General features: G+C 70.4%; 22 protein-coding genes. 11 read left to right on the top strand and 11 right to left on the bottom strand.

Going from position 1 to position 24036, the window contains the following annotated elements; genetic code table 11:
- Positions 1-21: 21 nt before the first annotated feature.
- Positions 22-1347: a histidinol dehydrogenase gene (hisD, locus tag AB8619_RS06755; protein ID WP_436795698.1), complete on the bottom strand. Its 1326-nt coding sequence runs from the start codon at positions 1345-1347 to the stop codon at positions 22-24.
- A gap of 54 nt (positions 1348-1401) precedes the next feature.
- On the opposite strand from hisD, the gene AB8619_RS06750 reads away from it, so the two are divergent.
- Positions 1402-1593: a hypothetical protein gene (locus AB8619_RS06750; protein WP_436795697.1), complete on the top strand. Its 192-nt coding sequence runs from the start codon at positions 1402-1404 to the stop codon at positions 1591-1593.
- Between the two features lie 194 nt (positions 1594-1787).
- On the opposite strand, the gene AB8619_RS06745 is transcribed toward AB8619_RS06750, so the two are convergent.
- A complete protein-coding gene (locus AB8619_RS06745) occupies positions 1788-2441 on the bottom strand; it encodes an endonuclease III domain-containing protein (protein ID WP_436795696.1) in 654 nt (217 codons plus the stop codon).
- 117 nt (positions 2442-2558) lie between these two features.
- Between AB8619_RS06745 and mshD the strand changes: the two genes are divergently transcribed.
- Both mshD and rlmN read left to right on the top strand, forming a co-directional pair.
- Complete coding sequence (gene mshD, locus AB8619_RS06740; protein WP_436795695.1) at positions 2559-3473, top strand: mycothiol synthase; 915 nt, start codon at positions 2559-2561, stop codon at positions 3471-3473.
- 4 nt (positions 3474-3477) lie between these two features.
- Positions 3478-4539 carry a 23S rRNA (adenine(2503)-C(2))-methyltransferase RlmN gene (gene rlmN, locus AB8619_RS06735; protein WP_436795694.1) on the top strand — a complete coding sequence of 354 codons (1062 nt, stop codon included), beginning with the start codon at positions 3478-3480 and terminating at the stop codon, positions 4537-4539.
- On the opposite strand, the gene AB8619_RS06730 is transcribed toward rlmN, so the two are convergent.
- Positions 4536-5282: a nucleotidyltransferase family protein gene (locus AB8619_RS06730; RefSeq protein WP_436795693.1), complete on the bottom strand. Its 747-nt coding sequence runs from the start codon at positions 5280-5282 to the stop codon at positions 4536-4538. The genes rlmN and AB8619_RS06730 overlap by 4 nt on opposite strands.
- On the opposite strand from AB8619_RS06730, the gene AB8619_RS06725 reads away from it, so the two are divergent.
- From AB8619_RS06725 to AB8619_RS06715, 3 genes are all read left to right on the top strand, one after another.
- Entirely contained in the window at positions 5281-5637 is a 357-nt protein-coding gene (locus tag AB8619_RS06725; RefSeq protein WP_436795692.1) for a hypothetical protein, read from the top strand. The genes AB8619_RS06730 and AB8619_RS06725 overlap by 2 nt on opposite strands.
- 89 nt (positions 5638-5726) lie before the next feature.
- Complete coding sequence (locus tag AB8619_RS06720) at positions 5727-7358, top strand: acyl-CoA synthetase (protein ID WP_436795691.1); 1632 nt, start codon at positions 5727-5729, stop codon at positions 7356-7358.
- A 240-nt stretch (positions 7359-7598) separates the two neighbouring features.
- On the top strand, positions 7599-7733 hold the full coding sequence (locus AB8619_RS06715; RefSeq protein WP_436795690.1) for a hypothetical protein: 135 nt from the start codon (positions 7599-7601) through the stop codon (positions 7731-7733).
- Between the two features lie 58 nt (positions 7734-7791).
- On the opposite strand, the gene AB8619_RS06710 is transcribed toward AB8619_RS06715, so the two are convergent.
- Together AB8619_RS06710 and AB8619_RS06705 are read right to left on the bottom strand one after the other, a co-directional pair.
- On the bottom strand, positions 7792-10665 hold the full coding sequence (locus AB8619_RS06710; RefSeq protein WP_436795689.1) for an SCO7613 C-terminal domain-containing membrane protein: 2874 nt from the start codon (positions 10663-10665) through the stop codon (positions 7792-7794).
- A gap of 85 nt (positions 10666-10750) precedes the next feature.
- Complete coding sequence (locus AB8619_RS06705; RefSeq protein ID WP_436795688.1) at positions 10751-12124, bottom strand: metalloprotease; 1374 nt, start codon at positions 12122-12124, stop codon at positions 10751-10753.
- Between the two features lie 64 nt (positions 12125-12188).
- Here AB8619_RS06705 and AB8619_RS06700 point away from each other — a divergent pair, with 64 nt between their 5' ends.
- Together AB8619_RS06700 and AB8619_RS06695 are read left to right on the top strand one after the other, a co-directional pair.
- Positions 12189-12902: a ubiquinone/menaquinone biosynthesis methyltransferase gene (locus AB8619_RS06700; RefSeq protein WP_436795687.1), complete on the top strand. Its 714-nt coding sequence runs from the start codon at positions 12189-12191 to the stop codon at positions 12900-12902.
- On the top strand, positions 12899-14110 hold the full coding sequence (locus AB8619_RS06695) for an isochorismate synthase (RefSeq protein ID WP_436795686.1): 1212 nt from the start codon (positions 12899-12901) through the stop codon (positions 14108-14110). Before AB8619_RS06700 ends, AB8619_RS06695 begins: the two co-directional genes overlap by 4 nt.
- 7 nt (positions 14111-14117) lie before the next feature.
- On the opposite strand, the gene menD is transcribed toward AB8619_RS06695, so the two are convergent.
- A complete protein-coding gene (menD, locus tag AB8619_RS06690; protein WP_436795685.1) occupies positions 14118-15782 on the bottom strand; it encodes a 2-succinyl-5-enolpyruvyl-6-hydroxy-3-cyclohexene-1-carboxylic-acid synthase in 1665 nt (554 codons plus the stop codon).
- 26 nt (positions 15783-15808) lie between these two features.
- Here menD and AB8619_RS06685 point away from each other — a divergent pair, with 26 nt between their 5' ends.
- Positions 15809-16564, top strand: coding sequence for an alpha/beta fold hydrolase (locus AB8619_RS06685; protein ID WP_436795684.1), 756 nt, complete (start codon positions 15809-15811; stop codon positions 16562-16564).
- Here the strand turns inward: AB8619_RS06685 and AB8619_RS06680 are convergent.
- Together AB8619_RS06680 and AB8619_RS06675 are read right to left on the bottom strand one after the other, a co-directional pair.
- Complete coding sequence (locus AB8619_RS06680; protein WP_436795683.1) at positions 16561-17394, bottom strand: metal-dependent hydrolase; 834 nt, start codon at positions 17392-17394, stop codon at positions 16561-16563. The genes AB8619_RS06685 and AB8619_RS06680 overlap by 4 nt on opposite strands.
- Positions 17395-17473: 79 nt before the next feature.
- Entirely contained in the window at positions 17474-18370 is an 897-nt protein-coding gene (locus tag AB8619_RS06675) for a 1,4-dihydroxy-2-naphthoate polyprenyltransferase (RefSeq protein WP_436795682.1), read from the bottom strand.
- A 197-nt stretch (positions 18371-18567) separates the two neighbouring features.
- Here AB8619_RS06675 and AB8619_RS06670 point away from each other — a divergent pair, with 197 nt between their 5' ends.
- The gene (locus tag AB8619_RS06670) at positions 18568-19650 is read left to right on the top strand and encodes a class I adenylate-forming enzyme family protein (RefSeq protein ID WP_436795681.1); all 1083 of its coding nucleotides are present in this window, start codon (positions 18568-18570) and stop codon (positions 19648-19650) included.
- Here AB8619_RS06670 and AB8619_RS06665 read toward each other — a convergent pair.
- Positions 19634-20383 (bottom strand): SDR family oxidoreductase, encoded by a 750-nt coding sequence (locus tag AB8619_RS06665; protein ID WP_436795680.1) that lies wholly within the window; start codon positions 20381-20383, stop codon positions 19634-19636. The two genes, AB8619_RS06670 and AB8619_RS06665, sit on opposite strands and share 17 nt — an antisense overlap.
- A gap of 46 nt (positions 20384-20429) precedes the next feature.
- On the opposite strand from AB8619_RS06665, the gene AB8619_RS06660 reads away from it, so the two are divergent.
- The gene (locus tag AB8619_RS06660) at positions 20430-22421 is read left to right on the top strand and encodes a thioredoxin domain-containing protein (protein WP_436795679.1); all 1992 of its coding nucleotides are present in this window, start codon (positions 20430-20432) and stop codon (positions 22419-22421) included.
- Positions 22422-22425: 4 nt separating this feature from the next.
- Here the strand turns inward: AB8619_RS06660 and AB8619_RS06655 are convergent, their stop codons facing one another.
- Entirely contained in the window at positions 22426-23040 is a 615-nt protein-coding gene (locus tag AB8619_RS06655; protein WP_436795678.1) for a nitroreductase family protein, read from the bottom strand.
- Positions 23037-23999, bottom strand: coding sequence for a patatin-like phospholipase family protein (locus AB8619_RS06650; RefSeq protein WP_436795677.1), 963 nt, complete (start codon positions 23997-23999; stop codon positions 23037-23039). Before AB8619_RS06650 ends, AB8619_RS06655 begins: the two co-directional genes overlap by 4 nt.
- Between the last annotated feature and the right edge of the window lie 37 nt (positions 24000-24036).

The following is a 24036-nucleotide window of genomic DNA, read 5'->3' as shown; positions in this document are numbered from 1 at the left end:
CAGAACGGGTGGGTGGGTGGGTCATGGGCCCTCCTCGAGGCGGTCGACGCGCTGGCGGACCGACTGGGCATGTGCGGCGAGACCCTCGGCCTCGGCCATCGCCTGGACGTGCGGGGCGAGCGAGCGCAGCGCCCCCTCGTCGAGCGACACGACGTGCACGTGCTTGCAGAAGTCGTCGACGCGGAGGGCGCCACCGAAACGGGCCGATCCGTAGGTGGGCAGGACGTGGTTCGGCCCGGCGACGTAGTCGCCGACGCTCGCCGGGGCCCACGGGCCGCAGAAGACCGCACCGGCGTGCTTGACCCGGTCGAGCAGGGCGTCGGGGTCCTCGGTCTGGATCTCGAGGTGTTCGGGAGCGATCACGTTGGCGACGTCGACGGCTTCGCGAGGCCCGTCGACGACCACGGCGTAGCCGGCGTCGGCGAGCGTCGCCTCGATGTGGGTACGTCGGGGGCTGGCAGCGACGATGCGGGCGACGGCCTCGTCGACCTCGGCCCGGACGTCATCGTCCCAGCAGATCAGCCAGGCGAGCCCATCGGGTCCGTGCTCGGCCTGGAGGACGATGTCGATCGCGACGTCGTCGACGACCGCAGACCGGTCGGCGATGACGACGACCTCGGACGGTCCGGCGAAGCTCGACGGCACGCCGACGAGTCCCGACGACGCCACCTCGCGCTTGGCCTGGGCGACGCGGGCACTCCCCGGACCGACGATGACGTCGACCGGCCGGATCGACTCCGTGCCGAGCGCCAGCGCGGCGATGGCTGCGGGGCCGGCGACCCGGTAGACCTCGTCGACCCCGGCGATCGCCGCAGCGGCGAGGATCCCGTCGTCGACGTGGCCGTCGGGCCCGGGGGCCGTGCACAACACCGTTTCGGGCACCCCGGCGACCTTGGCCGGAACGGCGGTCATCAAGGCGGTCGACAACAGCGGGGCGAGGGCCGACGGGACGTAGAGCCCGGCGCGATCGACCGGACGGCGCAACTCGCGCACCACGAGCCCGTCACGTTCGTACCGAGCGGAATCGTGGAGCTGCGACCGGTGGTAGGCGGCGATGTTGGCGTGTGCGGTCTCGAGCGCCGCACGAAGCTCCGGCGACACCCGGTCGAGCGACGAACGCACGTCGGCGGGGTCGACACGGATCGCGTCGATGGTGACGCCGTCGAATCGGCGGGTGAGCTCGCGCAGCGCGGTGTCGCCACCGACCCGCACCTGCTCGATCACGTCGCGCACCTGCTCGATCGGTGGCTCCTCGGCCGCCTTGGGCCGGGGAAGGACGGCGCGAAGGGCATGAGGATCCGAGGTCTCGGTGCCTCGCAGGTCCAGCGTCGTCAGGGGTCCGCTCACCGGGGCGAGGGTACTGCCGTGGGTGTCGGGTCCCGAAGCGGGTAGACCGGAGCGATGAGCAGCACCGACGGCCCCGAACTCTCGTCGATCCACGGCACGTTGGAAGACCTCACCCGGCGCATCGTGCAGATCGCCGAGCGACGTGACCTCGATCCCGACGATCTCGTGTCGACCGGCCTCTTCGAGGTCGATCGGTCGCTCCGCAACGCGCTCCGCCAACTCGAACGCGTCCGCTCCCGCCTCTGAGCGTCCGGCCACCCGCAGAGGCGGCTCACCCCAGACGCGTCCGATCTGTGCCCAGACGCGGCGATGGCGCCCGGGTGGGTGGGCGCCATCGCGGGTGTCGTCAAGCGGCGGATCTCGACGACACCGTCAGTACCAGGTGGCGGGAACCTGGACTGCTCCGGACAGTATCGCCGATAACCGAGCCATTTGCATCGTCAAGCTGACTTTTGTTTCTTGTGCGGCGACGACGGCAGATCGGTCGTGCCGAATGACGGACAAAACCACGCTAGGGAGCACTCGCCGCACGCTGCGCGCCGCGCAGAGCAGACCCGCCGGCCGTGCAGGATCAACCGCAGACTGAAGCGACCCCGCTCTGCCGCCGGCACCATCCCGTTGAGCTCCAACTCGACCTTGACCGGGTCGGTCTCCTCCGTCAGTCCCAGCCGGATGGCCAGGCGCCCGACATGGGTGTCGACCGGGAGCCCGGGCTCGTCGAGGGCCACCGACCGGATCACGTTGGCGGTCTTCCTCCCGACTCCGGGCAGAGCGACCAGGTCGCGGAGCCCGTGCGGGACCTCGCCCCCGTGCTCGTCGAGCAGGCGTGTCGCCATGCCCTGCAGGCTCTTCGCCTTCTGGCGGAAGAACCCGGTTCCGTGGATGACCTCCTCGAGTTCCAGGGTGTCGGCGCCGGCCAGCGACTCGGCGTCGGGCCACCGCCGGAAGACCTCGGGGGTCGTCAGGTTGACCCGCTCGTCGGTGCACTGGGCCGACAGGATCGTGGCGACGAGGAGCTCGAAGGGATTGCGGTGGTCGAGCTCGCACAGGTCGACGGCGGACCCCGGGTAGTCCTCGGCGAGGAACTCATGCACGACCTTGCCCCTGCCGGCGGGCGTCCTCGGACGACGGCGCCCCTCAGGCGGATCGGGATTGGGAACTCGGGAGCGGGCCACGGCGGCGACGGTACCCGTCGATAGCCTCGGTTGGAGATGGCTGACCTCGTGATCAAGCGCAGACTCGACGACCAAGACGTCGCCGAAGTCGAACACCTCATCGAGCGCGTCCGAGCGGCCGACGGCCACCAGCCGATGGACGAGCACCGCTGGGTCGACGCCGCGCACGGCGGCCGGTCCGAGTTCGCCGGCCTCGTGCTCAGCGAGCCGGGGCACGACCATCTCCTGGCCTATGCCCAGGTCACGCAGGGCACGAAGTCCTGGGCCATCGACCTCGTCATCGACCCCCACCACCGCTACGACGCCCTTCAGATCGCACCGCTCCTGCTGGGCGAGGCCACCGACGTGATCCGATCCGAGGGCGGCGGGCACGTCCACTACTGGGTGTACGAGCCGACCGAGGCCCACGTCCGCATCGCCGCGGCAGTCGGTCTCGAGGCCGGGCGGGACCTGTGGCAGATGCGCGTCCCACTCCCCCTGGCCGAGACGACGGATCTGGTGACCCGCCCGTTCGAACCCGGCCGGGACGAAGACGCCTGGCTCGAGGTGAACAACGCCGCCTTCGACTGGCACCCGGAACAGGGCGACTGGACCAAGGACGACCTCGTCGCTCGCCAGCAGGAACCGTGGTTCGACCCCGCCGGGTTCCTCATCCACGAGCGCGACGGCCGGATGGCCGGCTTCTGCTGGACCAAGATCCATCCCGCCGATGAGCAACGGCCGGAGGCGCTGGGCGAGATCTACGTGATCGCCGCCCACCCGGACTTCCACGGCCTCGGGCTCGGGCGAGCGCTCACCGTCGCCGGTCTCGCCCACCTCGCGGAGTCGGTCAGCGTCGGGATGCTCTACGTCGACGCGGACAACGACGCTGCCGTGGCGCTCTACCGCAAGCTCGGTTTCGAGGTCCACCACACCGACCGCGCCTTCGTCGGCGACCTCCCTCCCGCGTGACGACATGGTGAACCGCACCACCACCCGCTACGACCTCGACCGCGACGCGTTCACCGCGGTCCTCGACGGCGAGCCCCGCTACCGGGTCGACCAGGTCTGGGCCGGCCTGTACGAGCACTTCGCCGACCCCGCCGACATCACGAACCTCCCCAAGGCGCTGCGCGAGCGACTCGACGAGGACCTCCCCACCGCGCTCACGAAGGCCACCGAGTCGATCAGCGACGACGGCGACACCGTGAAGTGGCTGTGGCACCTCGACGACGGCGCTGCGGTCGAGACCGTGCTCATGCACTACCCGGACCGGTCCACGGTCTGCGTGAGCAGCCAGGCCGGCTGCGCCATGGCCTGCAGCTTCTGTGCCACGGGCCAGGCCGGCTTCGAGCGCCACCTCACCGTCGGCGAGATCGTCGAGCAGGTCGTGACCGCGGCCCGCGTCGCCCGTTCGGGTCCCGAGCCACGTCGACTCTCGAACGTGGTGTTCATGGGGATGGGCGAGCCGCTCGCCAACTACGACACCATGTGGGCGGCGATCGAGCGGATCCACGGAGCGATCGGGCTCTCGGCCCGCCACATCACGGTCTCGACCGTGGGCGTCGTGCCGGGGATCGAGCGACTGACCCGAGCGCCGCTCCCGGTCAACCTCGCGGTCTCCCTGCACGCAGCGAACGACGATCTGCGCAACGAGCTGGTGCCGCTCAACCGCACGTACCCGATCGAACGACTGCTCGGTGCGTGCGCCGAGTACGTCGACACGACGCATCGGCGGCTGTCCTTCGAGTGGGCGATGATCGACGGGGTCAACGACCGCGAGATCGACGTGGCGCAACTCGCCGACGCCGCCCGGACGGTCCGGGCTCACGTGAACCTGATCCCGCTCAACCCCACGCCGGGCTATGCCGTACGTGGCTCGACGCCGGAGCGGGTGCGAGAGTTCCGCGACGGACTGCGGGCCGCCGGCGTCAACGCCACGATTCGCCAGAACCGCGGCACGGAGATCGACGCGGCGTGTGGTCAACTCCGCGCCAACCACGAGGCGACTCCGGTCGCTCGACCCCGACGCCGCTAGTCGCGGATCAGGACGGTCCGGCCGGTGTCCGTACGGATCGCCCGTTCGAGTTGCTCGGCGGCGTGGACCACGGCGCCGTCCCACACCACGCAGTCCACGATGGTGCCGTCGACCACCGCCCCGGCGCAGATCGACGAGCCGCCCGCGGCCTCGAGGTTCGCGGCGAGATAGTCGCTCGGGGTCGCGCAGTCCACGAACGGACCCTCGTGGTGCACCGACTCGATCCGCCCCTCTGCCAGCGCCGCACGCCACGACACCTCCCACAGACCGGTCGGCACCGCCTCGAGCCTCACCACGTCGGACCACGACAGCAGCGCTCCGGCGATACGGGAGCGAGGACCGAACGGCTCCCGACCGGCCACGAGGATGCGGATCGTGGTCCCGCCCCATCCGTCCACGAGCGCGTCGATCCCACCAGGGCACCAGGTGTCGCCGTTGACGACGACGGTGGGACGACCGTCGATCCAGGGGCGGAGCTGACCGAGGGCTCCCGCGGTCCCCAACTGCTCACCCGACTCGATCGACACGTGCACCCGACCGTCGAGGTGTTCCGAGAGTGAGGGTTGCGTGACGTGGGCGTTGACCGCGATGTCGGCTGTCACGGCTTCGAGCCGACGGATCGCGTGGTCGACGAGGGCGACGCCGTCGATCGGGCAGAGCACCTTGGGACGGTCGATGGTCAGCGGCCGCATCCGCTGTCCTGATCCGGCGCCGAGGGCGACGCCTGCGAGACTGTCAGCCATGGAGACCCGCCGGTGGATCAATCACTCGCTGCCCCAGGCGTTGGGCAATGCCGTGATGCTCTTGTACGTGAGCGCGGCGTTCGACGCGCTGTTCGGGGCCGTCTTCAACCTGTTCGGCCTGGCCATCGTCGTGGGCAAGGTCGCGGCGGGATACCTGATCGCCAACGAGCGCAAGGTCGGGTACCAACTGGGCCTGGTCATGGCGTTCTCTCCCTTCGTGCTGCGGTTCGTGTTCCTCGGTGGCCTGAATGGCGTGCTCGGAACCGGGATCCTGTCACTGATGTTCGAGGTCCTGCTGGTGGCCCTCCTGCTCCACGAACAGAGCCGTGAACACCAGCGCATCTGGTTCTCCTAGACCTGACACACCGTCAGGTCCGATTGGGTGACGTCGGACAATCGGTCATAGCGTCCCCCCGAACACAGCAGATCAGGGGGAAGTAGACGGTGGAGTTCAATCTCGCAGACGTGTTCGAGGGTGTCGCAGCAGCGGTACCGGACCGTGAAGCGATCGTGTGGGGCGACATGCGCCTCACCTACGCAGACCTCGATCAGCGGTCGAACCGGCTCGCGAACGTGCTGCACGACGCAGGGCTCGGTGCCCACACGTCGCGTGACGGTCTCGGCGGACACGAGACGCACCAGGACCATCTGGCCGTCTACCTCTACAACGGCAACGAATACCTCGAAGCCATGCTCGCCGGCTTCAAGGCCCGGGTCGCCCCGTTCAACGTGAACTACCGCTACGTCGAGGAGGAGCTCCGCTACCTGCTCGCCAACTGCAAGGCGAGCGCCATCGTCTTCGACGGCCGGTTCGCCGAGACCCTCGCTGCGGTGTTGCCCGACCTGCCCCAGCTCAAGACCCTGATCCAGGTCGGCGACGAACCGCTGCTGGAAGGTGCGATCGCCTACGAGGACGCCATCGCCGCGGCTTCGCCCGAACCGGCCGACGTCGAGCGCTCGCCCGACGACCTCTACATCCTCTGCACCGGCGGTACGACCGGCATGCCCAAAGGCGTGCTGTGGCGCCAGGCCGACATCTACATGGGTTCGATGGGCGGTCGCGACCTCGCCTCCGGGCAGGAGTTCGACTCGCTCGAGGCGGTCGTCGCGAACGCGGCGAACGGCGGCGGAGCCAAGATGCTCCCCGCTCCCCCGTTCATGCACGGCGCCGGTCACTGGATGGCGTTCAACGCGTTCAACTCCGGCAACACCGTCGTGATCCAGGACGAAGTGACCCGCCTCGAGCCCGACGAGGTCTGGCAGCTCGTCGAACGCGAGGGCGTGAACATCCTGCTCATCGTGGGCGACGCCTTCGGGCGACCGCTCGTCGATGCACTCGAAGCCGGCTCGTACGATGCGTCGTCGCTCCTCGCCGTCGTGTCCGGCGGCGCGCCGCTCAACTCGACGCTCAAGGACCGCTTCCTGGCCCAGCTCCCGACGGCGATGATCATGGACGCCGTCGGTGCCTCGGAGACCGGCTCGCAGATGAGCCATGTGTCCGCAGCAGGCGCCAAGGCCTCGACCGGGACGTTCACGCCCGGTCCTGGCGCCGTGGTGGTCTCGGCCGAGATGGACGCAGTCCTCACCGCGGGACACGAGGGCAACGGCTGGCTGGCGCAGCAGGGCCGGGTCCCGCTCGGCTACCTCGGCGACGCCGACAAGACCGCACGCACCTTCCCGGTGATCGACGGTGTGCGCTACGCCGTCCCCGGCGATCGCGCACGCCTGACGGCGGAAGGCGACATCGAGCTCTTCGGACGCGACTCGGTCACCATCAACTCCGGTGGCGAGAAGATCTTCGCCGAGGAGGTCGAACAGGCCCTGGCGCACCATCCCGACGTCTTCGACGTGGTCGTCGCCGGCCGTCCGTCGGAGAAGTGGGGCAACGAGGTCGTGGCCATCGTCCAGTGCCGAGACGGCATCACGCCCGACGAGGAGTCCCTGATCGCCGAGGCGTCGACGCACATCGCCCGCTACAAGCTGCCGAAGGCGTTCGTGTTCGTCGAGGCCGTCGTGCGATCGCCGGCCGGAAAGGCCGACTACCGCTGGGCCAAGGAACAGGCGACGCAGACCTGACCGGAAATTCGTTTGGCGCCGGTCACGGGAAGCGTGTTGTCTGCTGCGACGACCGCCCGCGACAGGAAGGAGCCAACGCACATGACGACTGTTCCGACGGCTCCCGGCTGCCCGGCGCTCCTGGTTCCCTGACGTCCTGACGTCGCCGAACCGCGCCGACCCCACGGGTCGTCCTGGTCCATGCATCCCACCGCTCGCGGTGAGGCGTGCCCGCGCACGGACCACGAGGAGGTGATCACCGTGCGAACCATCATCCGCGCCCGCATCGTGCGGGTCCGGAACCCCGAACGACGTACCGACCCTCGACGGTCGGCCGACGTCGACCGGATGCGTGCGGCGGTCGTGGCTGACGCCCGCCAACCGTTCATCCGATGAACGACGAGAGGTGGGTCCCGGTGCCGAGCACCGGGACCCACCGCGACTCACACCGCACTCAGTCGAGTTGCCCGAACGCATCGCGTGCCCGCCGGAGGTCTCCCCGACGCTTCTCGAACGTCGCACCTGTGGCCAGGAGACCGATGCCAGCCACGGCGAACACGACGTAGCGTGGGAGTTGATCGGCGACAGGGCCGAGGTGGCGGAGCGCCACGACGCCGAGCACCACACCCCCGATGGCGAGCGGTGCCTGCTCCCGAGCCATTGCTCCCCACAGCACGACCATGGCGCTCGCCGCGACGACCACAACCGTTCTCGCCAGGTCGTCGCCGGCCAGGGCGAGGACCGTGGTCGGCACCAGCGCAGCGAACAAACCAGCGCCGCTCCGGACCCACGACGACCGTGTGCCCGAGCCCACCACGGAGCCTCCGAGCAGGAACGCTCCGGCCAGCGGGAGCGTGTACGCCTCGAGGAGCGCCACGGCGGCGATCACGAGTCGCATCCAGGTCACGACCACGACCGCTCCGACCGCCACGCCCAAGAGGTGGCGGCGCCCTTCACGGAGTGCGTGGAATCCAGCCACCAGACCCACCAGTCCGACCAGAGCACTCGCCTGGTCGAGCGACGGGGAGGCGAGTACGGCGAGGACGAGGGCCGCACCGGTCACGACGTCCGCACACAGGGCTGCGCCGGTCTCGTCCTCCGGGTACCACCGTTCGATCGCCGGTCCGGTGGCCGACGCAAGTGCCGCGGCGATCGCCGCGACGAGCATCGGGGTATCGCCCGATGACCCCAGACGGATCACGTCGATCGTCAACCCGGCGAGGCCCGTCAACGACGTCGCCGCCACCCACATCGCGGCGCCCGACGACTGCATCCGCAGCGCCCGCTGGGTCAGGACGACCAACACGCCGGCGACGAGCACGGTCGCGACGACGATCAGCGGGGCCGAGGCCGTCGCCGCGCCGATCGACACCGGGACGACGAGTGCCAGCGCGAGCACCGAGATGAGTTCGTCCGGTCTGGCGACGAGCCGCCACCCCAGCGCAGCGACCACGACGAGGTAGGCGAGGACGGCCACACCGATCGAGGCACCGAACGCGACCGGCCCCACCAGGACCGCACTGGTGCCGACGGCAGCAGTGAGCCAGACCCCCCACCGACGACCGAGGACGATCCCTCCAACCCCTAGCGCCGCGACGGCCAGGAGCTGCGCCATGGTCATCGGCATGGGCAGGTCCCCAGCGACGATCGACGGTGCATCGGCGAGATGGTCGGCGAACGTGGCACCGGCGCCCGCATGCTCGGACTCTGCGACCACCTCGGCCAGCGCCACCGCAGCGACGCCGCTGGCGGCGAGTGGGACCATGCCCAGCACGCCGACGCTGACCGCTGCCGCACCCATCGCCGCCATCCAAGGGCGCTCCGGATCGAGACGGACCAACGACGCGGCAAGCAACGCCACGACCCCGCCTGTCAGGGCCACGGTCGTCGTGATCACGTCGTCGTTCGCGGTCGACCGAGCAAGGGCTCCCGCGATCAGGACGGCCAGCACCCCGCCGACCAAGACCAGCGATGTCGCGGCGCGCGACCAGCCGGCGAAGCGAGCACCGCCGATCGCCACCGCCGCCAGCGCGAGGAAGGTCGCCACCGCAGCGTGCGAGACCGACCCCCCGTCGGGCCACCACGAGCCGACGGACAGCAACACCGCCACCCCTGCGGCGCCGAATGCGGACACCACAGCGCCTGCGTCCAACACCTGGTCGAGGCTCGCTCGGGCGTTCGGAGAACGACGCCCACGAATGACCGCCGCGCCCGCGACCCCGGCGACCGTCTGACCGACGAGCACCGCAGCGATGCCCGAGGCGGCGCCCGCGCCCGCGACGAACAACACGGCCGGAACGAATGCCAGCGCCGAACCGGCCGCAGCGAGCGGCTGGACGCGGCGAGCGCGGCCGACGCCGACCGACCCTGCGGCGAGGGTCCCGAGCAGTACACATGCAGCCACGGGGGCTCGACCGAGGTCGACCAAGGGTCGGACGGCATCGGCGAGGCCGAGGACGGCAGCGAGTCCCCACGAGACGATCGACCCCGTCACCACGATCGATCGTTCGAGCGAGACGTCGTCGCCCTGTCGAGCGGGAATCGTGGAGATCGCGACGGCGAGCACCGCCTGCGCCCCGAGCACCCATGCGGCCGCGAGATCGTGGTGGAGGCCCTCCGCGAACAGCGGCGCAGGGATGAATGCGATCGCAGCTCCGGCAGTCGACATCCCACGAAGACCGAACCGCCTCCCGGCCACCAGCGCCGACGTGGCGACGACCGCGAGGCCGATCGACCAGACGGACCGGACCGAGACCACGCCGTCGAGGGCCGAACGGGCGACCTCGACGTCCGCCAGCGCCAACGTCGTGGCGACCGCCCCCAGAGACTCCCCTGTGGCGCGCAGCCCACGTCCGCTGCATGCGACCGCCGTTCCGAGCACGGCTCCGGTCGCTCCGACGAGCAGCGCTCCCTGCGCCCAGGCCGCGAGGTCCGACCACGCCACGGCGGCGAAGACCACGACCGCGGCGATCAAGCTCAGCCCGCCGAGCCCCACCAGGATCTCGGCGACGGTCCATCTCGACGCGTCCGGTGTCGCGCCGTCGGAACGCGCCGAGACGGGCAGTGACGGGGGCAGCGGAGCGACCACCCGCGGCGGTGGCGGCGGCACTGGCTCACCGGTCGCAGGAGCGGGCTGTAGGAGGACTCGGACGAGATCGCCACGCTCGATCGACAGCCGATGCAGCTCGCCGTCGACACGGAACAGCTCCGTACCCTCCGGACGGCCGAGATCTGCGCCGCACGCCGGACACGGGATCCCGGTGAGGACTCGATCGCACACCGGACAGACGTGGGTCGACGGGCTCGGAAAGGTCAGGGTCCTCGGCATTCCCCCACATTCCCGGCCACAACGGGGTCAGACGATCCGGCGCATCCCCCAAGAACTCCTGGGGGACGTCTCGCAGGCCAGTTGTTCAGCCGTCGCCACGCACCGAGCGCCAGCCCGGATGCCTGCGGGTGGACTCGAGATCCGGTTCGCCGTCGAGCAACTTGGGGGCTGCGAATCCGGCGGCGACGGCACGACGGATCCACTCGAGCGAGCGATCGGCGTCTCCGGCCCTCGCCCACGAACAGGCAGTGTCGAACGCGACCTGGGCGTTGGTCCCCGAGACGGAGAACACGACCTCCCCGACGGCGGCGGCGTGATCGAACCGTTCGGCGTAGTGGAGGTGGGTCTGGAGACTGGCGGCCGCCTCGAGGCCGTTGGACCCCTGGCCGGCGAGGAGTCGAGCGAGCGTCACCGCGTGACCCGAGTCCGCGGCGACCGTGGCCGGCACCAGGTTCGACGGGCCGGTCGGGTTGGCGAGGTACGCCCCGGCCAGGGCCTCGACGCCGGCACCGTTGGCCAACTCAACTGTGGGACCCACGAACGGGCCCACCGCCCCCGTCGACCGCTGCAACACCCGACGGGCGCCGGCGGCGTCGCCGCGGCGGAGCAGATTCCAGGCGAACGACTCGGCCGATGAAGGGTCGACGCCGCCGATCATCGGGGAGACCGTCTGGCCGGACCCCCGGCTGGGCGGCCCCGTCGGACGGCCGCCGTGGCGTGGGGTCGCTCCGCGTTGGATGCCGGAGCCACGCCCGGGCCGGCCGGTGCCGGGGTCGGGCGACTCGACGTCGAACGCCGACGGTCCCCCCGCCCCCTGCGTCGCCCGTCGGTACTCCGAGAAGTTGATGAACGCCAGGAAGGCGGCGAAGAGCGCTGCGTAACGGAACCCCTCGTCTGCGTGGAGGTAGGCCCAGATCGCGGCTCCCCCGCCCACGACGATCGACAGGATCCGTGCTCGTTGGATGCCGATCAACTCGGTCATCACGTTGCCGCCGTCGAGCGGTCGGATCGGGAGCAGGTTCGCGATCGACCACCAGATGTTGACGTAGACGGCGAACACGACCACCGGCCAGAGTCCGAAGCCGCCGCGGTAGGCATCCCAGAGTCCGAGGCCGTAGTCGCTGTCGCGGATCAGCAGTGCCGGGATGCCGAGCACGACCAACGCCGTGATGGGTCCGGCGAGCGAGACGATGATGCTCTGCACCTTGGTGAGCTGCCGCTGCGAGAGCGTCACGCCGCCGAACCCGTGCAGCACGATGCTCGACTTCTGGCCGTAGACCTTCAGGGCGAACGCATGGCCGAGTTCGTGGACCAGGATCGACACCAGGACCACGGCGACCCAGATGATGATGAGTCGGGCGTCCTGCAGGTTGAACGCCAGGAACACCGTGGCGATCCAGAACACGGGCTCGATCCGGACGGGGATCCCCGCGATGCGGAAATGGGCCTTCGCGGACATGCGACGACTCTACGGGCGGGCCGCCGACGCGATGGATCGAGCGATCGCTCCGTAGGATCGGGACGTGAGCACGCCGACCGCGCTTCCCGATGCCGACGACCTCCCCGAGGGTGACGAGAAGGCGGCTGCCGTCCGCGCGATGTTCGACACGATCGCTCCGCGCTACGACCTCGTCAACCGGATCATGACCTTCCGACTCGACGTCGGCTGGCGACGCAAGGCCATCCGGGCGCTCGACCTCGGCTCACGTGCGGTCGTGCTCGACCTGGCCTGTGGGACCGGCGACATGTGCCGCGACCTGACCGACGCCGGCTTCCGGCCCATCGGGGCCGACCTGTCGTTCGGGATGCTCGCTGCGGCCCGTACCGACGCCCCGCTGGTGCACGGCGACGGCCTCGTCCTCCCGTTCCCCGACGATTCGCTCGACGGGGTCACGTGCGGGTTCGCCCTGCGGAACTTCGTCGCCCTCGAGCCGCTCTTCGCCGAGCTCGCCCGGGTGCTCCGACCCGGTGGCCGGATCTCGCTGGTCGACGTGGCCGAGCCGCCGAACCCGGTCCTCAAGTGGGGCCACTCGTTCTACTTCGGCAAGGTCGTCCCCCTGATCGGCGGCATGCTGTCGAACAAGGCCGCCTACCGGTACCTGCCGAAGTCGGTCGCCTATCTGCCAGAGCCCGCCGAACTCCGCGACCAGATCATCGCTGCCGGCTTCATCGACGTCGAGCGCACGCTGCTCACCCAAGGCATCAGCCAGCTCTACACCGGGACACGCGTCCGGTGATCGTCGCTCGCACGAGGCGACTCGACACCGACGTCGACCTCCTCGATGTCGCGGGCGTCGACGGATCGGTCTTCGAGAAGGGCGCCGACGGTCTGGCCGGCCGGGGCGAGGCGATGCGCGTCGAGGTGCCGTCGACCGATCTCGCCGCGCTCACCGCCGTCACCGACGCCCTGGCCGCGATCACCGTCGACGACGACGTCGGTCGGCCCGGTACCGGCCCCGTGGCGTTCGCAGCGATCCCGTTCGACCCGGCTGCGCCCGCGACGTTCGTGGTGCCCCGCATCCTCGTCGGGCGGGCGGCCGACGGGACCCGCTGGGTCAGCCATGTGGGCGACGAGGACGACCTCACCGACGACGTGCTCGCTCCCCGCGTGGACGAACCCCGCGCGCGCCGCTTCGAGGTGCAGGCGGTCCAGGACCCCGACTGGTGGAAGGACTCGGTGCGCTTCGCCACCAAGCGCATCGCCGACGGCGCCTTCGACAAGGTCGTGCTGGCTCGCGAGATCCTCGTGACCGCCGACGCCCCGATCTCGCGCCTCGATCTCCTCCGACGGCTGCGGCGCAGCTTCCCCGGGTGCTTCAGCTTCGCTGTCGGCTCGATGGTCGGCGCGTCGCCGGAACTGCTGGTGTCGCGGTCGGGCGAGATGGTCCACGCCCACCCCATGGCTGGTACCGCTCCCCGGGGCGGCGACCCGACCACCGACGCCCGGCTGGCGGCCTCGTTGTTGGCGTCGACCAAGGACCGGGCCGAGCACCAGATCACCATCGACATGGTGTGGGAGACCCTCTTGCCGTACTGCTCGTACGTCGACTCGGAGCCGGAGCCCTCGGTCGTCGCCGTGGCCAACGTCCAACACCTCGCTTCGCTCGTCGAGGGCCGCCTCTCACAGCCTCCGGCGTCGATCCTGGAACTGGTCAGCGCCCTCCATCCCACACCGGCCGTGTCGGGTTGGCCGCTCGAGCCCGCCCTCGAACACCTCGCCGCCCACGAAGGACTGGACCGTGATCGGTATGCCGGTGCGGTCGGCTGGGTCGACGCCGCCGGGAACGGCACGTGGTCGGTCGGCATCCGGTCCGCTCTGCTCGACGGATCGTCCGCCCGACTCTTCGCCGGTGTCGGAGTCGTGTCGGACTCGGATCCAGATGCCGAACTCGCCGAGACCGACGCGAAGTTCCAGGCGGTGCTGTCGGCGATCCTGCGCCCCTGAAGCGACGTCAGCCGACGAGCGCTGCGCTCACCGCGTCGTCGAGTCGGCGATGCAGAGCGACGTTGGCGTCCCGTTCGCTCCGCACCACGAGCACGCGGACACCGGGTTTCCAGTCGAGTGCCTCGGGGACGTCGGCTTCGGACGCCTCGACGCCGAGCGAGCGGGCGACGTCGACCAGGTCGAGTCCGTGGGGCGTGCCGAAGAGTCGCTCGAACCGGTCGGCGCTGAGCGACGTGCGTTGCGGCAGGAACGAGAAGATCCCGCCGCCGTCGTTGTCGAGCACGACGATCGTCAGGTCGACGCCACGGTCGGCCAGGCCGAGGAGTCCGTTCGAGTCGTGCAGGAAGGCCACGTCGCCGATGAGCAGGGTCGTCTTCGCTCCCGTGAGCGATGACCCCACTGCGGTCGACACCACGCCGTCGATGCCGTTGGCCCCACGGTTGCTGACCACCCGGAGATCGCGTCGGCCGATGCCGAACCACTCGACGTCGCGGATGGGCATCGACGACGACGCAACGAGGACGCCTCCGGGAGGCAACGACCGCGTGAGGTGACGCGCCACTGCGGGCTCGGACATCGGGGCATCGCGGAGGACCTCGTCGATGGCGCCGGCGGCCTCTGCCGCCGCTGTCTGCCACGCGCCGAGCCACTCCTCGACCGGACGGTGCTCGTCGGACACCGCCGGCACCGTGTCGAGCACCACGGCAGCGCGCCGTGCAGGGTCGGGCCACAGCCCGGTCGGCGCGACGACGATCTCTTCGGCATCGGCTCGTTCGAGCCACTGGCCGAGCACCTTCGAGGCCGGGGCTCCGCCGGTGCGGAGCACGACGTCGGGGAGGACACGGTCACCGAACGGAGTCCGCAGCAGCGCGTCGAACGCGTCGATGCTGTCGCCTCCAGCGCAACCGGACGTCGGGTCGGCCAGGAGCGGCCAGCCGAGACGAGCAGCGAGATCGACGACGGCGTCGGGGTCGGGCGTCGAACGGCCGGCGACGACGACGCCGCGCGCTCCGGTGAGTGCGGGGTCGAGGACCGGCGCCGTACGGGCGCCACGCAGGCGGGTGTGCCACGGCCCGTCGCCGCGTGCCGTGGGCAGCGCTGTCGGCGTCCCCACCAAGGGCTCACGGAACGGCAGGTTGAGGTGGACGGGTCCGGGCCACTCGGCAGTGGCCTCGGCCCAGGCCCGAGCGGCGATCGACCGCCAGGTGCCCGCCTGGGACGCGTCGGCGACGCCGGGGTCGGTGAAGTGCCGGACCGATCGACCGAAGAGGTGGTCCTGGTCGACGGTCTGGGGGGCTCCCACGTCGCGCAACTCCGCGGGACGATCGGCCGAGCAGACGATGAGCGGGACGCCGGCCAGGTCGGCCTCGACGACCGCGGCATGGAGTTGGACGACCGCCGTGCCGCTGGTGGTCACCACCACCACGGGGCGAGCGCTGGTGACGGCGAGACCGAGCGCGAGGAACGACCCCGATCGCTCGTCGTGGTGCACGTGGACAGCGATGCGGTCGTCCTCGGCCAGGGCGATGGTGAGCGGAGTCGACCGGGAGCCCGGACAGACGACGGCGTCGGTCAGGCCGCATCGGACCCACTCGTCGACCAGCGTGGCGCAGAACGTCGCCTGGACGTCGGGGCTCCATCCGTGTTCGGGCGACCCGACATCTGCGTCCATGGGCGTCTATGTCACCATGCGCACCCATGTGGTTGCACGCGGACCGTGACGGCGAGGGCGATCCGGTCGTGTTGGTGCACGGTTTCACACAGACCCGCAACTGCTGGGGGCCCATCGCCGACGACCTCCGGCAGGACCACACCGTGGTGCGGGTCGACGCTCCCGGACACGGCCGGTCGGCGGAACTGATGGCCGGGTTGCGTGGCGGCGGACGCCTGATCGCCGACCAAGGGGGCGAGGCCGTCTACGTCGGGTACTCGATGGGCGGGCGATACCTGATCCACCTCGCGCTCGGGAACCCCGAACTCGTCCGCGGCCTCGTGCTCATCGGAGCGACACCGGGGATCGAGGACCCGGCCGAGCGCGCCGAACGCGCCGCCGCCGATCTGGCCACCGGTCGCCGGATCCGCGAGCTCGGCCTGCTCGACTTCCTGAAGGCGTGGATCGCCGCGCCGATGTTCGCCGGCCTGCCGTCTGAGCACCAGTTCCTCCTCGAACGCATGGAGAACACGGTCGAAGGACTCGAGAACTCGGTGATCCAGGCCGGCACCGGCCGCCAGGACCCGTCGTGGGACAAGCTCCATCGGTTCTCGATGCCCGTGCTGGTGGTCGCCGGCGAGGACGACGAGAAGTACGCGGCCATCGGACGCCGGATGGCCGACGCGATCGGCGCCAACGCGACGCTGGCGATCATCCCCGGGGCCGGCCACGCCGCCCATCTCGAACGCAGTGACGAGTTCCTGGCCGTCCTGCGGACGTGGATGACCGAGAACGGGCTCTAGGACGCGATCGACGCCTCGTCGTACCACTGGCGCCACTGCTCGAGCAGGGCCGTGGTGTCGTGGTCGTCGGGATGGAAGCCACGACGGTCGTAGTCCCGCAGCCGCTCGATCACCTTCCGGCTGAAGAACGGGTGGTGACGAAGGCTCCGCAACCCCCGAATGAAGGTGCGGGGACGACGTGCGACGGGGTCCAGCGCCACCGACGTCATCACTGCCGTCGCCATGCCGACGAAGAACCCGACGTGCACGGCCCACATCGTGCCGACACGGACGTAGCGCTTGCCACAGACCTCCTCGAACACGTCGAAGGCGACCGACTTGTGCTCGGTCTCCTCGAGGGCGTGCCAGGTGAACAGGTCGCGGACCTCGTCGGTCACGAACTCGTCCCGGGCCCCGCCGTCGGTGAGGATGGCCTCGGCGAGCGTTGCGGTGTAGTGCTCGAGGGCGGCAGTGACGGCCAGCTGGGTCCGCTTGGGGGCGACCTTGTTCAGGATCGCCATCCCGTGCTTCACGCGCCGATCGACGAACGTCGTCGGGTAGCCCAGCTCGGCGAGCGCCTCGTTGAACTCCCGATGCTCTCGACCGTGGAGGGCCTCCTGGCCGATGAACCCGGACACCTGCTTCTTGAGCTCGGGGTCGGTGATCTGCTTGCGGTAGTTGCGCACGCTGCGCACGAAGAAGTCCTCGCCCTCGGGGAAGACGGCCGAGAGCATCGCTGCGATGTGGGTTCGCAGCGGGTCGTCGGCCACGAAGTACTTGGGCAGCGTGGGCTCGACGTAGTCGATGTCGGGGCGACGAACAGAGATCGTGCGGGCAGTGATCGCGGTCATGAACGGATTCCTCCAGCGGGGCGGGTCACCATTATTTCTACTCGCCGTAGCCCAATTGGGCAAGGGTTCGTGCCCGATGTCACGCCGACAGCGCGAGCCCCACCGAGAGCAGCGCCCCGAAGGCCATCTGGACCTTGCCGGTCGCGGCCAGGACCGGGATCAGTGCCGGGCCGGCGGCGCCCGATCGGACCGCCCTCACCGGTGGTACGCCAAGGACCACCGCGGCCACGGCGACCAGCGCGAACGGCCGGTCGAGCGCGATCGGGACCACGAGGAGGAACGCCACCGCCAACATCCCTGTGTACACGGTGCGGGTCCGGGCGTCGCCCAAGCGGACGGCGAGCGTCTGCTTGCCCACCACCCGGTCGCCGGGGATGTCGCGCAAGTTGTTGGTGACCAGCAGCGCCGTCGCCAACAAGCCGACGGGGACGGATGCCAGGAGGCTCAATCCGGTGATCTCGCCGAGTTGGACATAGGTCGACCCGACCGTCGCGACGACGCCGAAGAACACGAACACGAACACCTCGCCGAGGCCCAGGTAGCCGTAGGGCTTCGAGCCACCGGTGTAGAACCAGCCGGCGGCGATGCTGATGGCGCCGACGGCGAGGAGTTCGGGTCCGACGGCGACGGCCAGCGAGAGCCCGACCACACCGGCGAGCGCGAAGCATGCGAGCGCGGCCTTCTTGACGGCGCTGGGCGGCTTGATGCCCCATCCGACCAGGCGCACCGGCCCCACCCGTGCGCCCGGATCATCGGTTCCCCGGATGCCGTCGCTGTAGTCGTTGGCGAAGTTGGTCGCGACCTGCAGGGCGATCGCCACGACACCTGCGGCCACCGCCCGCCACGCGATGAGCGGACCCTCGACCCCACGGGCAGCAGCAGTCCCCACGAGCACGGGTACGACGGCCGCAGGCAGCGTGCGGACACGCGCTCCTGCGATCCACGCACGGACACCGGAGGGAAGCGAGTCGGCCACGTCACGAAGGTTCGCGCACCCCACCCCTCCCCACCCACCCCCAACTCGTTCTGGGTGCGCGATCTGCCACTGAGCGTCCCGATCGCGCACCCAGAAGCATGGTTTGGGGGTCCGGGGGGGCGTTCGGGGTCGGGTGGGGTCGGGTGGGGGTCCGGGGGGGGTCGTGTGGGGTCGTGGACAGGTCGTAGCGTGGGGTCGTGGGTGTGCTGGTCGCGGTCGAGGCTCGGGGCCAGCAGTTCGTCGACGAACTGCAGCGGGCGTGGAGCCGGGGCGACGCCGTGGTGCCGATCGACCCTCGTCTCCCCCGGGCAGCCGTGACCGATCTGTGCGACCGACTCCGTGTGGGCGAGGCGGTCGACGACGGCGACGCCCTGGTGGTCGCCACCAGCGGGACGACGGGGGCGCCGAAAGGCGTCGTGCTCAGCCATGGCAACGTCGCGGCATCAGCGGCCGCGACGTCGAGCTTCCTCGGCATCGACCCGGATCGCCACCACTGGCTGGCGTGCCTTCCGCTTGCCCACGTCGGCGGTCTGTCGGTCGTCACCCGGGCGCTCCACGCGGGCACGGGTCTGACGGTGCACGATGGCTTCGACGCTGCGGCCGTGGACGCCGCCGCAGCCGAGGGGTGCACCCATGTGTCGTTGGTGGCGACGGCGCTGGCCCGTGTCGACGCCGGACGGTGGGAACGGATCGTGCTCGGCGGTTCCGCCCCGCCGCCGAATCGACCTCCCAACAGCGTGGCCACCTACGGGATGACCGAGACCGGCAGCGGCGTGGTCTACGACGGCGTCCCGCTCCCCGACGTCGAGATCCGGGTCGTCGACGCCGAGCTACAGGTCCGGGGGCCGATGGTCGCCGAGCAGTATCGCGACGGCACGCCGGTCGGTGACGCCGCCGGCTGGTTGCACACCGGCGACCTGGGTTCGTTCGACGACGGCATCGTCCACGTCGACGGCCGTCGCGGCGACATGATCATCACGGGGGGCGAGAACGTCCATCCCGACCCCATCGAGCGTCGCCTACGCGAGCATCCGGCCATCGCCGACGTCGCGATCGTCGGACGACCGGACGACACGTGGGGTCAACGGGTCGTCGCTGTCGTGGAACTCACCGACGCCTCGACCGAGCCGACGCTCGACGAACTACGGGACTGGGTCCGCGAGACCCTCCCCGTGTGGTGCGCGCCGAAGGCGCTCGAGGTCGGGCCACTCCCCCGCACCTCGCTCGGCAAGATCCGTCGCGCTGCGCTCCGCGGTCGCGACGTCACCCGTGAGGGCTGATCAGGGCTCCACCGTCGACGACCATCGTGTGACCGGTCATCCACGACGACAGATCCGATGCGAGGAACAACGCAGCGTTGGCGATGTCCTGGGGCACGCCGAGACGAGCGAGCGGCGTCCGGCCGGCGATGATCTCCTCGCCCTGCTCCCACAACGCCTTGGCCATGTCGGTCTTCACGAGCCCGGGAGCGATCGCGTTGACCCGCACACCCGGTGACAGGTCGGTGGCGAGGTTCTTCGTCAGGTGGATCAGCGCAGCCTTCGTCGTGTCGTAGATCCCGATGACATCGCTCACGGTCAGGCCACCGATGGATGCGATGTTGATGACCGCCCCACCGTTCTCCTTCATCGACGCCTTCCACGCCTCCTGGGTCCACACGAGCGGACCACGGAGATTGACCTCGAAGGTCTTGTCGTAGCGGGGCAGGTCGATGTCCACGGCCGCGCCGTAGTACGGGTTTGTCGCCGCGTTGTTGACCAGGATGTCGATCTGCCCGAACGCCTCCATGGTCGCCTGGACGCACGCCGCAGCCTGCTCGGGGTCGCCGGCGTTGGCGGCGAACACCGCGGTCTCGCCGTCGATGTCGGCCGCAGCCTCCTCGAGCGCATCCTGCTTGCGCGAGCTCAGCATCACCTTCGCCCCGGCTTCGGCGAACGTCTTGGCGATCTGCCTGCCGATCCCCTTCGAAGCGCCGGTGACGAGCGCGACCTGTCCATCCAGTCTGATCTCCATGGCGGCAACGTAGTGGCGCACCGGAGTCCGTCGTAGCGTCGGGTGCGTGAACCGCCTCGCGCAGGAGTCCAGCCCGTATCTGCGTCAGCACGCCGACAACCCCGTCGACTGGTGGCCCTGGGGCCCCGAGGCGACGGCCGAGGCCGAGCGCCGCGACGTCCCGATCCTGTTGTCGGTGGGCTACTCGGCCTGCCACTGGTGCCACGTGATGGCCCACGAGTCGTTCGAGGACGAGGCAACGGCATCGGTCATGAACGAGCTCTTCGTCAACGTGAAGGTCGACCGGGAGGAACGTCCCGACGTCGATGCCGTGTACATGGACGCGGTCCAGGCGATGACCGGGCGCGGTGGCTGGCCGATGACCGTCTTCCTCCATCACGATGGCCGACCCTTCTACGGAGGCACCTACTTCCCGCCGGAAGCGCGGCACGGAACACCCGCGTTCGTCGACCTCCTGACGGCGATCGGCGACGCGTGGCGGCACCGGCGGCCGGAACTGCTCGAGCAGGCCGACCAACTCACGGCGACCCTCGGGCGCGGCGGGCGGATCGGCGCGGGCGACGACATCGTCGGACCGAGCGTCCTCGACGACGCCGCCGCCCACCTCCGCGAGCACCACGACGACGAGTGGGGCGGGTTCGGCGGCGCACCGAAGTTCCCGACGCCGCAGAATCTCGACTTCCTGATCCGGGTGCTCGGTCGCACGAATTCCGACTCGGACCGGACCATGGTCGAGACGTCGCTCGACGCCATGGCCTCCGGCGGCATGTACGACCACCTCGGCGGCGGCTTCTCCCGCTACTCCGTCGATCCGCACTGGGTCGTCCCCCACTTCGAGAAGATGCTCCACGACCAGGCGGGTCTGCTCCGTCTCTACGTGCACGGCTTCCAGGAGACCGGCCACGACAGATATGCGCAGATCGCCACCGAGATCGTCACCTACGTCCTGCGCGACCTGCGCCTCGACGGGGGCGGCATCGCCTCGGCCGAGGACGCGGACTCGCTCGACCCCACCGGGAAGTCGGTCGAGGGCGAGTTCTACGCGTTCACGCCCGACGAGATCCGCGCCGCTGTCGGCGAGGAGCACGCAGAGACAGCGCTGACCTTCTGGGAGTTCGACCGGCCTGCGAACTTCGACGGCCGATGGATCCCCGTGCGGACGCACCATCGTGGCCAGTGGGAGCGCACGCCGGACGTCGACGTCGCCCGCCAACGCCTCCTGGCCCACCGCGAGGCACGCTCGCGGCCAGGCCTGGACGACAAGGTGCTGACCGAGTGGAACGGACTGTGGATCGCAGCGCTCGCCGAGGCGGGTGCCGCCCTCGATCGCTCCGACTGGGTCGATGCCGCCGTTGAGTCCGCGCAGTTCCTGCTCGACCACCTGCGACGCGACGACGGCCGGTGGCTCCGTTCGTGGCAGGCCGACACCGGCGCCAGACACCTCGCCTTCGCCTCCGACCACGCGGCGATGATCGACGCCTTCACCCGACTGTCGGAGGCGACCGGAGAAGCGCGCTGGATCCTCGGCGCCCGGGACACGGCCGACCGGATGCTCGCCCTCTTCTGGGACGATGCCAACGGCGGGCTCTTCACCACGGGGCACGACGGCGAGGTCCTCGTCGCCCGGGACAAGGACCTCCAGGACGGGGCGATCCCATCGGCCAACTCGAACGCCGCCCTCGCGCTCCTGCGCCTGGCTGCACTGACCGGCGACGACACGTACCGAGAGCGGGCGGAGTCGATCCTCCGCCTCGTCGGCGCGCTGGCCAGAGAGGCGCCCTCTGGCTTCGGCGTGCTCCTCGCTGCGCTGGATCTCCACCACCGTGGGATCACGCAGATCGTCATCGTCGGCGAACGCCACGACCTGGTCGACGTCGTGCACCATCGGCACCTCCCGAACGCAGTCATCGCGTGGGGTGAGCCGTATCCGTCGCCGTTGTGGACGGACCGCCCTCCGGGTGCCGCGTACGTGTGCCGCGACTACACGTGTGGTCTCCCGGCGCACACGGTCGACGACCTGCGCTCTCAGCTCGACTGAACGGTCACCAGCGGTCGCGGTGGACGACGTCGTCGAGGGCGACGCGTTCCCTGGTCGCACTCCGCCCGGGCTCGTCGGGAGCCGGATGTCCGAGGGCGATCGTGCCGATCGCACGACGGTCGTCCGGCACGTCGAATGCCGCCCGCACCGAAGGTTCGTGATCGAACTGCCCGAACAGGCAGGCGCCGAGGCCGGCAGCGGTCGCCGCGAGGAGCAGGTTCTCGACCGCAGCGCCCCCGTCGATCCACCAGTACGGGACCGGCCACGACCCGGGCCCGGCTCCGAGCCCTGTCGAAGCCTTGTCGTCCTCTGCGTATCGCTCGGCGTACGCGTCCGGGCGCACGTAGGGGATCACCAACACCGGTGCAGCGAGGAGCCCCTGCCACCGGAACCCGCTCGGATCGGCAAGCGTCGTCTCCCAGTAGCGGGCTACCCGATCGCCGCGCAGGACCAGGAGCTCCCACGGCTGCGTGTTCCCTGCCGACGGGGCCCGACGGGTGAGATCGAGCAGATCGTCGAGGAGGTCGTCGTCGACCGGGGTGTCGGCGAACGCCCGCACCATGCGGCGCCGCCGGATGACGCGGGCGAGCGGCTCGAGCCCGTCCCCGCCGGCGGTCACGACGGAACGAGCGCTCGGGCCTGCGCGAGGACGTCGCGTCCTCGGTCCGACTCGAGCTGCCGGGCGGCGGACTCGTACGCGATCCGGCACACGACGTCGTTGCCGTCGCGGCGCATCATGTTCCCGCCCATCGCCGCCAGGTCGTCCCGGCTCGGCCGGAGCAGCAGGACGCGAGCGCCCGCGCCACGCGCCTGGGCGACCTCTCGCACCAACTTGCGCTGGGCGAAACCGCGGAGGGCGAGGTCGACGCCCCGAGGAGGGCTCGTCGGATCGAAGGCCATCGGGACCGCGGCGATGATGACCTCGGGCGAGATCTTGGTCGTGAGGTCGAGGTTCGTCGTCGAGTGGATGCCGCCGTCGACCAGCGTCCGCCGGCCAACCCGCATCGGTTGGAAGAACGCCGGGATGGCGCACGACGCCTTGACCGCGGTCTGGAGATCGGTCCGGACCGGGTTACGACGTCCGAGCACCACGCGACGGCCGGTGCGGACGTCGACGGTGACGAGCCACAGCGGCTTCGACGGCCACTCGGTGCCCATGAACTGCGACAGGGTCTCCTCGGCGTCGGCGATCGTGAAGAACCCACCGGGGAACAGGCGGCGCAGCGCTGCGGGCAGCGGCGGGACCGGGATGCGCATGGCGGAGCGCTGGAGCACGTAGAGCGACCCGATGAGGCGACGCAGGGCGTCGGTCGGGCTCTCCCAAGCCGCGGCCCAGGGGCTCTCGCCCGCCTGTTCGATCGCGTACTCGTCGTGCTCACCGAGCGCGGCGAGCCAGAGGTCCTCCGTCGACAGACCGGATCGGATGATCGCCCCGACCATCGATCCGGCCGAGGTCCCGACGATCAGGTCGGCGTCGTCGGGTCGGTAGCCGCCGACCTCCTCGAGCGCTCGCAGGACACCGGCGTGGTACGCCATGCCGACCGTTCCGCCGGCTCCGAGAACGAGTGCTGTGGTCACCAGGCCAGTCTGACAGTGCGTCAGGCCCGATCACCGC

This window comes from Actinospongiicola halichondriae (assembly GCF_049103745.1).
In the GTDB taxonomy this organism is placed as follows: Bacteria; Actinomycetota; Acidimicrobiia; order Acidimicrobiales; family Salinilacustritrichaceae; genus Salinilacustrithrix; species Salinilacustrithrix halichondriae.
The sequence above is the reverse complement of the archived record's forward strand: the minus strand, read 5'-3'. Positions and strand labels throughout refer to the sequence as shown.